We start from the raw sequence: 13149 nt of genomic DNA, 5'->3' as shown, positions 1-13149 counted from the left end.
CCTGTCGATGGAGAGGTATTAGAGGGATCAACAGCTGTTGATGAATCAATGCTTACAGGTGAAAGTCTGCCAGTTGATAAAAAACAGGGCGATCAATTATTTGGGTCCACTATTAATAAAAATGGTTTTATTAAAATGACAGCAACTAAGGTTGGTCGTGACACAGCGTTAGCACAAATCATTAAAGTAGTTGAAGATGCTCAGGGATCTAAAGCGCCTATTCAACGCTTAGCAGACCAAATTTCGGGAATTTTTGTACCAATCGTTGTCGGTATTGCATTGGTAACATTTTTAGTTTGGATTATTTGGGTCCGCCCAGGAGAATTTACACCCGCTTTAGAGGTTTTAATTGCAGTTCTTGTCATTGCTTGTCCTTGTGCTCTTGGATTAGCAACGCCAACGTCTATCATGGCAGGTTCAGGTCGTGCAGCTGAATTTGGTATTTTATTTAAGGGTGGAGAACATTTAGAGCAAACGCAAAGTATTGATACAGTTGTTGTAGATAAAACAGGTACAGTGACACATGGTAAACCAGAGCTAACGGATGTTCTATTAGCTCCAGCACAAGATGAAGGACGCTTTTTATCATTAATTGGGGCAGCTGAGAAACAGTCAGAGCATCCACTTGCTGAAGCCATAGTACATGGTATAGAGGAACGTGGTATAGCATTAGGTGACGTCCAATTTTTCGAAGCAATCCCAGGTTATGGTGTGCAGGCGACTGTCGCAGGTCAGGGTGTTGTCATTGGAACACGTAAATTAATGCAGCAATATGGTATTCAAATTGATGATATTTTACCAACAATGGAGCAACTTGAGCGAAACGGTAAAACAGCAATGCTAGCTGCTATCAATGGTCAATATGCAGGTTTAGTAGCTGTCGCTGATACAGTTAAAGATACGTCAAAAGAAGCCATACATCGACTTCAGGATATGGGTATTAAGGTCATTATGATGACGGGTGACAATGAACGTACAGCTCAAGCAATAGGCTCAGAGGTAGGAGTAAATCATGTGATTGCTGAAGTCTTACCAGAAGGCAAGGCAGATGAGGTGAAAAAGCTACAAGCTCAAGGAAAAAAAGTAGCAATGGTGGGCGATGGCATTAATGATGCGCCTGCGCTGGCAACTGCCAATATCGGAATGGCCATTGGTACAGGAACTGATGTGGCGATGGAAGCGGCAGACATTACACTTATTCGTGGCGACTTAAATAGTATCGCAGATGCCATTCTGATGAGTCGCAAAACAATGCGTAATATCAAACAAAATCTATTTTGGGCTTTTGCATACAATACATTAGGTATTCCTATTGCTGCAATTGGTCTACTTGCTCCATGGGTAGCTGGTGCTGCGATGGCTTTCAGCTCGGTATCGGTAGTATTAAATGCATTACGATTACAGCGAGTAAAATTATAAAGTATGAAAGGCATTGAGAAGTATATTCTCGATGTCTTTTTTATTTATTTGGAGGAGAAATTTCACTTTTAAATTTACTAGAATAATAGGTTGATTCTGTTTTTCATTTTCCCACTATGATACAATGAACGGTACTGATTCATTTAATAAATGAGGTGTCAGCGAGCGGGGCACGATGATAGAATCCATAGAATAAAAGGAGGAACTTCTAGTGACGGTTCCATTTGTTACGGTAGAAGGTCCGATTGGTGTTGGTAAAACCTCTTTATCGAAAGAGATAGCAGCAACATTAAATTACCATCTATTAAAAGAAATTGTAGACGAAAACCCTTTTTTAAATAAATTTTATGAAAACATAGAGGAATGGAGTTTCCAAACCGAAATGTTCTTTCTTTGTAATCGTTATAAACAATTAACTGATATAAAAAAGTTTCGATTAGCAGAAGCCAAACCTGTTGTAGCAGACTACCATATTTTTAAAAATTTAATATTTGCCAAGCGAACATTGGCACCAACTGAGTACGAGAAATACGAGGAAATATATGGGATTTTAACAAAAGATATGCCTGTTCCAAATGTAGTGGTTTATTTACAAGCTAGCGTCGAAACATTAATGAAGCGTATCGCGATGCGTGGCCGAGAATTTGAAAAGATGATTTCACGTGATTATATGGAGCAGCTTGTGGCTGATTATCATTCGTTTATCGAGCATTTTGAGGAAATGCATCCTGAAATTCCAGTTATTCGATTTAATGGGGATCAGCTTGATTTTGTCAAAAATCCACATGATTTAAATTACGTTTTAAAGATAATTAAAGACACGTTACAACAAAGGAGTTTGCAATAATGAATTTAAGAGAGAAGTACGATATTCCTCCTCAAACCGTTATCACGATTGCTGGTACAGTGGGTGTAGGAAAATCAACGATGACAAAGGCGTTAGCAGAAGCACTAAATTTTCGTACATCATTTGAAAAAGTAGATACAAATCCATATCTTGATAAATTTTATGAGGACTTTGAAAAATGGAGCTTTCATTTACAAGTTTACTTTTTAGCAGAGCGTTTTAAAGAACAGAAGCGTATTTTTGAATATGGTGGAGGATTTATACAAGATCGATCCATTTATGAGGATACTGGCATTTTTGCTAAGATGCATTTTGATAAAGGGACAATGAGCCCAACTGATTATGAAACGTATACGAATCTGTTTGATGCTATGGTGATGACACCATATTTCCCACATCCCGATTTGCTTGTCTATCTTGAGGGACCAATTGATGCAGTTATTGGACGTATTCAAGAACGTGGACGAGCAATGGAGCAACAAACACCAAATGATTATTGGATAGAAATGCATGAACGCTATGAAAACTGGATTAATAATTTTAACTCCTGTCCAGTTCTACGTTTAGATATTAATGATTATGATTTATTAAAAAATCCTGATGCCATTGAATCAATTGTGAGCCGTATCAGTCATATGCTAAAACAAACAAGCCATTTACGAAAATAGAATTATAATAAATGACCAAAAAACGTGAGACAATATGTAGCTGATTGTTTCACGTTTTTTGAATAGGAGGGATTATTATAAGAATTGCAGTGTATTGTGGATCCGGTTTAGGGAAAAGTCCCATTTTTGCTGAAAAGGCCTCTGAGCTAGGTACTTCACTAGCGAAAAACGGCCATGGTGTTGTCTATGGTGGTTCTAAAACAGGATTAATGGGTAAGGTTGCAGATGCTGTTTTAGCAGCGGGTGGAGAAGTAATTGGTGTGATGCCAACTCACTTACAGAAGCGAGAATTGGCTCATGCCTCATTAACAGAGATTCATTTTGTAGATTCAATGCATATTCGTAAAGCAAAGATGGCAGAGTTGGCTGATGCATTTATCGCTCTTCCTGGGGGTGCAGGTACTTTAGATGAATACTTTGAGGTATTTACCTGGGCACAAATTGGACTTCATGCCAAGCCTGTCATTTTATATAATGTCCATGGATTTTATGATGCCCTCTTACAGCATTTCAAAATCATGTTGGAGGAAGGTTTTATACGTGCTGAACAAAAAGAACTTTTTTGCGTAGCTACTTCTTCGGAAGAGATATTGAGCTTATTAAAAAAACATGGGTGAAACATTACCCATGTTTTTTACCGAATATAAAAGTAAAATAAATTATTATAAGTAAAAAAATAGTAAAAGGGGTATTGTTTATGCACAGTGTAGAGGCTCAAGTAACCGATGATTTAGTAGTTCAAGCCATTGAACGTAATATTGCAATTATTCGTTTTGATATGGATCGAAAAGTAGCCTATGTAAATGAGCTATTCGCTCAAACGCTAGGCTATACAGTACAAGAGATGCTAGGAAAGCATCATAAAGAATTTTGTCTCCCCGATTTCAGTAATAGTATGGAGTATGATAAGTTTTGGCGCAATTTAACAGTAGGAAACAGTTATCAGGATAAAATTGAGAGAATGGATGCGAATGGCAATATCATTTGGCTTGAGGCAACATATATGCCGGTTTTTGCAAACAATACAAGACAAGTAATTGGTGTCTCTAAAATTGCGACCAATATTACTGAGCGTCAAAATGAAATAGTAAATGTAGCAGACAAATTGAAAGGCATGTCTAAAGAGCTTTATCATCGTTCTGAGACAGGTATTCAAAATAGCCAAGACTTACTAAAAACAATTAAAGCGGTTTCACAAGAGTCTAATGAAAATGTTAGTAACCTCGTGAAGCTTCAAAAACAAGCAGATTCTATTAAAGGGATTGTGAAGACTATTCAAGAGATTGCCTCACAAACAAACTTATTAGCTTTAAATGCAGCTATTGAAGCAGCTAGAGCAGGAGAATATGGTAGAGGTTTTGATGTCGTGGCCAAAGAGGTACGAAAGCTTTCAGTTAGGGTTGAGCAGTCCATTTCACAAGTGAAGGAGAATGTTGAGGGGATAGAACGGGAAATCGGACAAGTGACAGATAGTATTACAAGAATTGCTGAAAAAGTAGATAAGACGAATCAACAAATTACCGTCACGACAAATGATTTTAATGAAATTGCATCTGCTGCTGAAGCATTAGATGAGCAATCAAAGCAGTTTATCGAAATCATTTAATAGTATCATTCATAAGAAAATATGGGCTTAACAAAAGTTTCCTTTAGTATCCGAGAAAGATTGAAATAGTATATGGTTCTTATTTACAATAATAGGTGTAAGGCTTTCATCAATCATAATAATAGGGGTGTTATGTATGACAAAAGTGGAAGTAAGTTTTCAGCATCTACCAACGACAGCTATATCTGATGCGACAGGCGGGCATACCAATTTGCGAAGTGAAATTAAACCACTAGCCGATCATTTTAAAATAGCTGGACGAGCAGTAACTGTACGTTTACCAGATGGTGAGAATGGTGCAGTATTGGAAGCGATCAGAGCGGCCAATGAAGGGGATATCTTAGTAATTGATGCAAAAGGAAATACTAATCGAGCTGTAGCGGGCGATTTCGTTATTTCCTTAGCAAAGGGACTGGGCGTCCAAGGTTTTGTGGTGGATGGAGTGATCCGTGATATAGCAGCGATTCGAGAGTTGGATTTCCCTATTTTCGCTTTAGGTACAACAGTAGCAGCTGGCAACAAAAATGGTGGTGGCCAAGTAAATATTCCAATTGCCGTTGGAGGAGTAACCGTTCATCCTGGTGATTATATTATTGGGGATGTAGATGGCGTTATTGTCGTACCAATGGAAGATGCAGAAAGAATAGTAGCAGCCGCAGAGTCTAAACTTGAAAAAGATGCGGCACGTGCACAGGAGGCACATGCAAACGGAAAAGAATCGATCATTGCCTATTTAGATAAAGTGCTTGGAAAGTAAAAAAACCCCTCACGATGCCATCCAACATCGTGAGAGTTTTTTTAAATTACGCTAAATTTTCATTATCTTTAAAGTAATTTTTCATCTTTTCGCGATCGAAACGGCCTTCCCATTTAGCCATAACTAATGATGCTAATGAGTTACCAATTACGTTCACAACAGTACGTCCCATATCAAGAATACGGTCAATACCAGCAATAAATGCTAGTCCTTCAAGTGGAATGCCGACAGTACCTAAAGTTGCTAGAAGTACTACGAATGATACGCCTGGAACACCTGCAATCCCTTTAGAAGTAACCATCAATACAAGCATTAACGTAATTTGTTCACCAATGCTTAGGTGAATACCGTACATTTGCGCAATAAATAATGCTGCAATCGCTTGGTATAGCGTGGATCCATCTAAGTTAAAGGAGTAACCTGTTGGAATAACAAAGGATACGATATCCTTTGGAGCACCCAATTTCTCCATTTTTAACATAATACGTGGTAATACAGCTTCAGAACTTGCTGTTGAAAAGGCTAAAATTAACTCATCTTTTAATACTTTAATTAAGTAGAAGATGCTGATTCCTGCAAATTTTGCTACAAGTCCAAGAACGACAAAGATAAAGAATAGCATCGTTGCATAAACAAGGATAGCTAATTTAGCAAGTGGTACCAGTGAAGCGAATCCATATTTGGAAACGGTTACACCAATTAAACCAAATACCCCAATTGGAGCAAATTTCATTACGAGGTTAGTTACCCAGAACATAGCGTCTGCTACCCCTTGGAAGAAGTCTAAGACTGGTTTTCCTCGTTCTCCAACTGCAGCAACCCCTAAACCAAAAATAACTGAGAAGAAAATAATCGCAAGCATATTACCTTCAGCCATAGACTGGATAATATTTGTTGGGACAATCCCTACAATAATATCAAATGGTCCCTCATGCTGTACTTCTTCAGTAGTTGTTACATATTTCGAAATATCCCCCTGAGATAGTTCACTCATGTTAATACCTGTACCAGGATGGAATAAGTTTGCGGAAAGTAATCCAACTACGATTGCTACTGTCGTAATAATCTCAAAGTAAATAATGGATTTCCCGCCTAATCGCCCAAGCTGTTTCATGTCTCCAGTACCAGCTACACCAACGATTAATGTAGAAATAATAATCGGTACAACAATCATCTTAATAAGATGTAAAAAGATATCCCCTAATGGTTGTAAATATGTCTCAATCTTGGGGTTCCCGTAAAAGATACCACCAATAATGATCCCTAAAATCAAACCGATTAAAATTTGAGCGGCTAGACTGATTTTAAATTTCTTCTTCAAACCCTTTGTACCCCCTAATATTAAATTTTTAGGACACGCCTTACTTTAATAATACGGAGGACTTATGGAATCCGACAAAATCCGAGAAAATTAATTTACTTTTGTTAAAATGTCTGAATATAACACTTGAATAAACTTCTTAATATTGACTTTTGCTTTACGATTATCATGGTCTTCAATCTGTGTCATGAGTTGACGAATTTCTTTAAAATCGAAGTAGCGCGGGGCATAGTATTCAAATTCGGAGTTAGTGTAATCAACAACACCTAAATTAGCGAGATTAATCATGGCAGCTAGTATTGTTCTACGCACACGCTGTTCTATAGCTTTACTTTCCTTCAAAATTTCATCAGGTGTAGCCTTTGTAACAGCGGCAATTTCCTCATAAAGCTCCTTTAATGGAGGAAGTGGTGCAATCTTATGCTGATGAGCAAGTAATGTTTCAATAATAGCTATAATATCTTCGCTACCAATTTCACCGACAATTCCCATATCGTTTAATATGGATTGAATATGGTCTCGGGATGTTGCTTTATTTGCCTTTTGTTCACTTAATTCAATATTAGTAAGTGATTGGCGTATAACTAACAGAGAATTTTTTAGTCGAAATTGTTCAGTAGTTTTTTTCAAAACATTTTCTACTTCTATTCGGTTAATTGGTTTATGAATGAAGAAATCGATTCCTTGTTCATAAGCCTCACCGACCATTTCCTTATTCACAACTTGTGAAATCATGATAAATTGCCCCTCGAAGCGATTTTGAATAAGGTGTTCGACTGTTGCTATTCCATCAAGTTTTGGCATCAGTAAATCAATCAGCACAAACTCTGGCTGAGTCATTAAAATTTGTGGTATGGCATCCTCACCATTACGAGCCTCACCAATAACTGTACCTAACCCACTATCTTCAATAATTTGTTTTAACATAACACGACTTGCACGATCATCGTCTACAATAAAATACCTCATTTAAGTCTCTCCCGTTTGAATAGTTTGCGTAGGAATTGTGATTTTAAACGTTGTGTATTGATTGTTTGATTCAACGGATATTGAGCCTTTTAATTTTTCTATTAGTTCAGCAACATGTGAAAGCCCAATGCCAGTTGCTGCTACACCATCATCATTATATTTCGTGGTGTATCCAGGTTCAAAGATAATAGATAAATCTTGTTGAGAAATTCCTTTTCCATTATCACATACTGTTATTACAGTATTATCCTCTTGGCGTTGAATAGCAATAGATATGATACCTTGTCCTTCGATAGCTTCAACTGCATTAGCAGATAAATTATTTAAAAGAGCAAGTAATGCAATATGTTCCTTTGTTTGAAAATCAAAGTCTATTGTTGTTTTGAATTGTATACTCTTACCAAGTAATTCAGCATACTTACTATTGCCTTCTTCAATATAATGTAATAATTCAGATAATACAAAAGGGCCGAAGTTCCTTTCGCCAACAATTTTAGAAATACCAGCATAAATACGCTGTGAATCCTTTTTCACTTCATGGATTTCCTGGGCAATATGAAGCGCTTGCAAACTTTCCGCTCGATAACCTTTAATTTTTAACTGTCGGTATAACTCAAATCCACTAGCTGTTATCGTTTCAATATGATTCATGGACTTTTTTAAATACAGGGTCTCTACATAGAGGTCGGATCCAATATTGAGCATTTCTTGTACACGCTTTTTTTGTTCTGCTATCAAAATAGAGCTATACACACCGACTACAAAAAAACTACGTAATAATGCGACCGCTAAAAGAATCAGGAGGTCATGAAGAAATAAAAAAGTATAGGTTTGTACAAAAAAGCGGAAAATTTGCTCTGCTAAATTACTAATGACCTCACTAAAGGCGACGAGTAAACCAAGCTTTAATGGTTTTTCTCTGTATTGTTGGATATCTAAAATTTGTAGGCATACTGCAAACAATACATAAAATAAAGCCGCTGGTAAATGGTTAAATATACTCTCTGAAATAGCAACATCATGTAATGAGGAAGTAAAAACACGGAAAAAGGTTGTCACTATACTTGTAGCAACACCAGCTAAAATAATGGGTGTAGGTTTAATTAATGTACATAAAAAGAATATGATGGTTCCTAAACCAAAACGGAAAGATGTATTAGCAAAAGGCATAATTTTAATCTCACTACCAATTGCAGTCATGACAGCAATAAGGAAAATCCAAGTAAGGGAAGCGCGCGTCATAAATAATTTCGATTGCATTGTAACTACCTCCCATCATTCATATAATAAAAAATACCACAACCGAGGCGGAAGTGGTATCTAACAAGTAATACATACAATTTTGGCAAAAAAAAAACGGCTACATTCGTAGTCGGAAATTTAAAACTGGAGGAGGTAGAGGGATTCGAACCCCCGCGCGGTGTTACCCGCCTGTCGGTTTTCAAGACCGATCCCTTCAGCCAGACTTGGGTATACCTCCATGTTATATTGCTCTGTTGTCTTATCGACAAAAATAAATTTATCACAACTTGAGAAAGCCGTCAATATATTTTTTTAAAAAAATATAGGAAGATTAAAAATGATTTGGAAATAAATAATTTGTGCATTAAGTTGCAATTTATACAAACTGTCAGTATACTAGTTATTGCCGTGCTAGGTGGGAAGGTAGCGGTGTCCTGTAACTCGCAATCCGCTCTAGCGAGACTGAATTCCTTTTTCGAGGCTGTCCGTATTGTTTGGTCTGCCTTTTGCACGTAGTGTTGACGATTGGGTCCTGCGCAATGGATACCCATGAACCATGTCAGGTCCGGAAGGAAGCAGCATTAAGTGGTCTTATCCATGTGCCGCGGGGTTGCCTAATCCGAGCTAACGACAAGAGTAACGCTTATGTGCGGCTGTCAAGGAAAGGTGCACGGCATGAAATTGCCAATTCAAAGCATCCGTCTACTATAGGCGGGTGCTTTTTTATATTTAATCAATAACTTCATTTTCTATATAAGATAGCAAATGCTATAATAAAACTACTCAATTACATGGAAAAGGAGAGAGAAATATAGTGACGTATCAAGCATTTTATCGTGTGTATCGACCACAATCTTTTCGAGAAATGTCAGGTCAAGCTCATGTCAAAAGAACGCTACAGAATGCTCTCCTAGCGAATAAAACCACACATGCTTACTTATTCTCTGGGCCACGTGGTACTGGGAAAACAAGTACAGCTAAAATTTTTGCGAAAGCATTAAATTGTGAACATGCACCATCAAAAGAACCTTGCAATGAATGTGCTACTTGTCTAAGTATTACTGATGGATCTCATCCAGATGTCATTGAATTTGACGCTGCCTCGAATTCACGTGTTGAGGAAATTAGAGATATTATAGAGAAAGTACGTTTTGCTCCTGCTAGCAGTAGATACAAGGTGTACATCATTGATGAAGTACATATGCTTTCTACAAGTGCTTTTAATGCTCTTTTAAAAACTTTAGAAGAACCACCCCCTCACGCTGTATTTATTTTAGCAACGACAGAGCCTCATAAATTGCCTGCAACGATTATTTCTCGTTGTCAGCGCTTTGATTTTAAGCGACTTTCTACAAATGATATTATTGAACGAATGAAGGTTGTCTTAGAGGATATTGATTTACCATATGAAGAACAAGGCTTAAAGGTTATCGCACAATCTGCAGCTGGGGGAATGCGCGATGCTTTAAGTTTATTGGATCAAGTTGTGTCTTTCAGCGGAGAAAAGTTAAAGCTTGAGGATACGTTGTTAGTTACAGGTTCAATTAGTCAGGATGTTTTCTATGATTTAGCTGAGGCACTCAAGATGAAAGATGTTGCACAAATGCTTGCGCTTTTAGAGCAACTTATAGCCGATGGAAAGGACCCTTTGCGTCTTTCGGAGGATTTAATTACCTTTTTCCGTGATTTATTATTACTTCAAACAAGTGATGATTTAGCTGAACTCTTAGAGCTTGTGTCCCCCGAGGAACGTGTATTTACTTTAGCACATGAATTCGCGCCAGATATGCTTTATGGCTATATAGATATTCTCGCAAAAACACAGCAAGAGATGCGCTTCTCTCACCATACGAAAATTTACTTAGAAACAGCATTACTTAAAATGGTACAGTTTTCAGGAGGGGTCGCCCATTCAACGATGGCTACCAATGAAATGACGCAAAGCCCAGAGGTCACTCAAAAAATTGTTGCGCTTGAGCAGATGGTTCAGCAATTATCCTTACAATTGCAAACTGGGGCACCAGCACAAACATCACCAGCCCAAAAAGAGCAGCGGCCTCGTGCTAAAAGTCCGAATGGCTATAAAGCACCGACTGGTCGTATTCAAGAAATACTAAAAGATGCAACAAAACAAGATGTGCAACGTATAAAATCGGTGTGGGCGCAAGCATTAAGTCAAATGCAAAAATCACAATCTGCTCTTTTGGCAGAAGCCGAGCCTGTTGCGGCATCTTCGAGTGCTTTTGTGTTAAAATTCAAGTATGATATTCATTGTCAGATGGTTGCTGATAACCAATCTTTAAAGGCTCACTTTACACAACTAATTGCGGGACAAACTGGCACAATGTACGAGATGCTTTGTATACCGGAAGAATCCTGGTTAAAGATGCGTGAAGAATTTATTCGTGATCATGGTCTGCAGCAAAAGAAAACATTAACGGCTTCAGAACATGGGGAGGAATTATTAGAGCCACCACCGGCAGAAATGCCAGAAGAACCATTTATCGACGATGCTCAACCTCTTGCTTCACAAGACCCACTTGTGACAGAGGCTGAAAAACTCTTTGGTAAAGACTTTGTTGAAATTATTGAAGATTAAATTTTTAGGAGGAAAACATTTATGCGTGGAATGGGAAATATGCAAGGTATGATGAAAAAGATGCAAAAAATGCAAAAGGAAATGATGGAGGCTCAAGAAGCATTAAATGCTGAGCAATTTGAGGGTGTTGCAGGCGGCGGCATGGTAAAAGTAACTGTTTCAGGTCAGCGCGAGGTTGTATCCGTAAATCTTGATGAATCTGTGGTAGATCCTGAAGACATCGAAATGTTACAAGACCTAATTGTTATCGCTACAAATGAAGCGTTGAAAAAAGTAGAAGAAAAAACGAATTCAACAATGGGGAAATTCACTCAAGGCTTAAACCTTCCATTCTAGGAGGTATTCATTATGTACTACCCAGAACCAATATCTAAATTGATCGATAGTTTTATGAAATTGCCAGGTATCGGGCCGAAAACTGCGGCTCGTCTGGCGTTTTTTGTGTTATCAATGAAGGAAGACGATGTATTATCTTTCTCTAAAGCACTCATTGATGCTAAACGAAATCTGAGCTACTGTTCTGTTTGTGGCAATATAACGGATGTAGATCCATGTCATATTTGCTCAGATAAGCAACGAGATCATTCTATTATTTGTGTTGTACAAGATACAAAAGATGTTATTGCAATGGAAAAAATGCGTGACTATAACGGCATGTACCATGTACTTCAGGGAGCAATTTCGCCAATGGATGGCATCGGCCCAGAGGATATTAATGTTGCTTCCTTATTAGTGCGTTTGCAAGATGAAAGTGTTCAAGAGCTTATTCTAGCTACGAATTCAACGATTGAGGGTGAGGCAACAGCTATGTACATTTCGCGCCTTGTCAAGCCATCAGGTATTCGTACAACTCGTATTGCGCATGGATTGCCAGTAGGTGGAGATCTAGAATATGCAGATGAGGTAACGTTATCTAAAGCAATGGAAGGTCGACGCGAGTTATGAGTGAGGGATTAATATGTTCTTCCGTAGTAAAGGGAAATTAAAAAAAGAATTCGATGATAAGCTTGTGAATCTTATAAAGGCAACAAAAGAGGATTTACAGCAGGCAAAAATAATAGAAGAATTAATGGATGACTACGACCTTGGGGTTATTGCTCAACGTAAAACAGCAGAGAGTATCCATTTTTATTTATTTAAGGAAGCTAGAATTCGTAGAGTATTAATAAAATAGTTCTTATTAAATAATCATAGAAGCAAAACAGGAAACATAAACTTTCATAATTATTTTATTGAGGAGGCAAGCATATGTCTTGGTTAGTAATTATGAGTATTTGTGTTCCTGTGGGGCTTCTTTTTCTTTATGTAATAATAAGACATGCTAAGCTAGGCAAAATTTTAGAAGGATTATCAGTGTTTTGGTTTAGATTTGCATTTGCTTTTCTATTATTATTTATGATTCATTTAGGTATAGGTTATATAGGATATAACGTACCGATTAATTTATTTTCAGTCTTAACGATTGCGGTTTTAGGAATTCCGGGTGTATTTGGAATAACAGCGTTGATATTTTTTTTATAAAAAGCTTGCATTATGATAATAATGTAGTATACTTATAAAAGTCGCTAATATAACTGATTGAAACAAAAGTAAATTAAAAATTTATGTTGACACATTATATGAGACGTGATATTATATAAGAGTTGCTGCTGAAACAGCGGCAAACAAATGAACCTTGAAAACTGAACAAGCAAAACGTAATCAATAAAGTTTTAAGTAAC

General features: G+C 37.4%; 14 protein-coding genes, 1 tRNA gene and 1 other RNA gene. 12 read left to right on the top strand and 4 right to left on the bottom strand.

Annotated features, from left to right (window positions below; genetic code table 11):
• The 6 genes from RT445_RS19935 to RT445_RS19910 all read left to right on the top strand — a co-directional run.
• Window positions 1-1419, top strand: a 1419-nt coding sequence (locus RT445_RS19935; protein ID WP_313471389.1) for a copper-translocating P-type ATPase, incomplete at its 5' end; no start/stop codon positions are given.
• Between the two features lie 211 nt (window positions 1420-1630).
• Window positions 1631-2266: a deoxynucleoside kinase gene (locus tag RT445_RS19930; RefSeq protein ID WP_274795129.1), complete on the top strand. Its 636-nt coding sequence runs from the start codon at window positions 1631-1633 to the stop codon at window positions 2264-2266.
• A complete protein-coding gene (locus RT445_RS19925; RefSeq protein ID WP_274795130.1) occupies window positions 2266-2934 on the top strand; it encodes a deoxynucleoside kinase in 669 nt (222 codons plus the stop codon). Before RT445_RS19930 ends, RT445_RS19925 begins: the two co-directional genes overlap by 1 nt.
• A gap of 89 nt (window positions 2935-3023) precedes the next feature.
• A complete protein-coding gene (locus RT445_RS19920; RefSeq protein WP_274795131.1) occupies window positions 3024-3551 on the top strand; it encodes an LOG family protein in 528 nt (175 codons plus the stop codon).
• 80 nt (window positions 3552-3631) lie between these two features.
• Complete coding sequence (locus tag RT445_RS19915; RefSeq protein ID WP_274795132.1) at window positions 3632-4540, top strand: methyl-accepting chemotaxis protein; 909 nt, start codon at window positions 3632-3634, stop codon at window positions 4538-4540.
• A 136-nt stretch (window positions 4541-4676) separates the two neighbouring features.
• Complete coding sequence (locus RT445_RS19910) at window positions 4677-5297, top strand: RraA family protein (RefSeq protein ID WP_274795133.1); 621 nt, start codon at window positions 4677-4679, stop codon at window positions 5295-5297.
• A 46-nt stretch (window positions 5298-5343) separates the two neighbouring features.
• Here RT445_RS19910 and RT445_RS19905 read toward each other — a convergent pair whose 3' ends face one another.
• The 4 genes from RT445_RS19905 to RT445_RS19890 form a co-directional block, all read right to left on the bottom strand.
• Window positions 5344-6618, bottom strand: coding sequence for a cation:dicarboxylate symporter family transporter (locus tag RT445_RS19905; protein WP_312507626.1), 1275 nt, complete (start codon window positions 6616-6618; stop codon window positions 5344-5346).
• A gap of 90 nt (window positions 6619-6708) precedes the next feature.
• Window positions 6709-7587: a response regulator gene (locus RT445_RS19900; RefSeq protein ID WP_274795135.1), complete on the bottom strand. Its 879-nt coding sequence runs from the start codon at window positions 7585-7587 to the stop codon at window positions 6709-6711.
• A complete protein-coding gene (locus tag RT445_RS19895; protein WP_274795136.1) occupies window positions 7588-8847 on the bottom strand; it encodes a sensor histidine kinase in 1260 nt (419 codons plus the stop codon).
• Window positions 8848-8974: 127 nt separating this feature from the next.
• Window positions 8975-9067, bottom strand: a tRNA-Ser gene (locus RT445_RS19890).
• Between the two features lie 168 nt (window positions 9068-9235).
• Between RT445_RS19890 and ffs the strand changes: the two genes are divergently transcribed.
• The 6 genes from ffs (at window position 9236) to RT445_RS19860 (ending at window position 12949) form a co-directional block, all read left to right on the top strand.
• An RNA gene (gene ffs, locus RT445_RS19885) (signal recognition particle sRNA large type) lies at window positions 9236-9503 on the top strand.
• A 140-nt stretch (window positions 9504-9643) separates the two neighbouring features.
• Window positions 9644-11428 (top strand): DNA polymerase III subunit gamma/tau, encoded by a 1785-nt coding sequence (dnaX, locus tag RT445_RS19880; protein WP_274795137.1) that lies wholly within the window; start codon window positions 9644-9646, stop codon window positions 11426-11428.
• Between the two features lie 21 nt (window positions 11429-11449).
• Window positions 11450-11764 (top strand): YbaB/EbfC family nucleoid-associated protein, encoded by a 315-nt coding sequence (locus RT445_RS19875; protein ID WP_004233957.1) that lies wholly within the window; start codon window positions 11450-11452, stop codon window positions 11762-11764.
• Window positions 11765-11776: 12 nt separating this feature from the next.
• Window positions 11777-12373 carry a recombination mediator RecR gene (gene recR / locus RT445_RS19870; RefSeq protein WP_274795138.1) on the top strand — a complete coding sequence of 199 codons (597 nt, stop codon included), beginning with the start codon at window positions 11777-11779 and terminating at the stop codon, window positions 12371-12373.
• A gap of 13 nt (window positions 12374-12386) precedes the next feature.
• Window positions 12387-12602 (top strand): YaaL family protein, encoded by a 216-nt coding sequence (locus tag RT445_RS19865; RefSeq protein ID WP_274795139.1) that lies wholly within the window; start codon window positions 12387-12389, stop codon window positions 12600-12602.
• A 74-nt stretch (window positions 12603-12676) separates the two neighbouring features.
• Window positions 12677-12949 carry a pro-sigmaK processing inhibitor BofA family protein gene (locus RT445_RS19860; protein WP_274795140.1) on the top strand — a complete coding sequence of 91 codons (273 nt, stop codon included), beginning with the start codon at window positions 12677-12679 and terminating at the stop codon, window positions 12947-12949.
• Window positions 12950-13149: the final 200 nt, after the last annotated feature.

This window comes from Lysinibacillus sp. (genome assembly GCF_032093475.1).
Classification (GTDB): domain Bacteria; phylum Bacillota; class Bacilli; order Bacillales_A; family Planococcaceae; genus Lysinibacillus; species Lysinibacillus irui.
Note: the sequence above shows the minus strand (reverse complement) of the source record. Positions and strands in the feature narration are given on the sequence as shown.

Excerpts from the sequence above, each read along its gene's own strand:
- RT445_RS19900 (WP_274795135.1), bottom strand. The coding sequence starts at position 7,587 with ATGAGGTATTTTATTGTAGACGATGATCGTGCAAGTCGTGTTATGTTA.
- RT445_RS19925 (WP_274795130.1), top strand. The coding sequence starts at position 2,266 with ATGAATTTAAGAGAGAAGTACGATATTCCTCCTCAAACCGTTATCACG.
- RT445_RS19860 (WP_274795140.1), top strand. The coding sequence starts at position 12,677 with ATGTCTTGGTTAGTAATTATGAGTATTTGTGTTCCTGTGGGGCTTCTT.
- RT445_RS19915 (WP_274795132.1), top strand. The coding sequence starts at position 3,632 with ATGCACAGTGTAGAGGCTCAAGTAACCGATGATTTAGTAGTTCAAGCC.
- RT445_RS19910 (WP_274795133.1), top strand. The coding sequence starts at position 4,677 with ATGACAAAAGTGGAAGTAAGTTTTCAGCATCTACCAACGACAGCTATA.
- RT445_RS19865 (WP_274795139.1), top strand. The coding sequence starts at position 12,387 with ATGTTCTTCCGTAGTAAAGGGAAATTAAAAAAAGAATTCGATGATAAG.
- recR (WP_274795138.1), top strand. The coding sequence starts at position 11,777 with ATGTACTACCCAGAACCAATATCTAAATTGATCGATAGTTTTATGAAA.
- RT445_RS19895 (WP_274795136.1), bottom strand. The coding sequence starts at position 8,847 with ATGCAATCGAAATTATTTATGACGCGCGCTTCCCTTACTTGGATTTTC.
- RT445_RS19875 (WP_004233957.1), top strand. The coding sequence starts at position 11,450 with ATGCGTGGAATGGGAAATATGCAAGGTATGATGAAAAAGATGCAAAAA.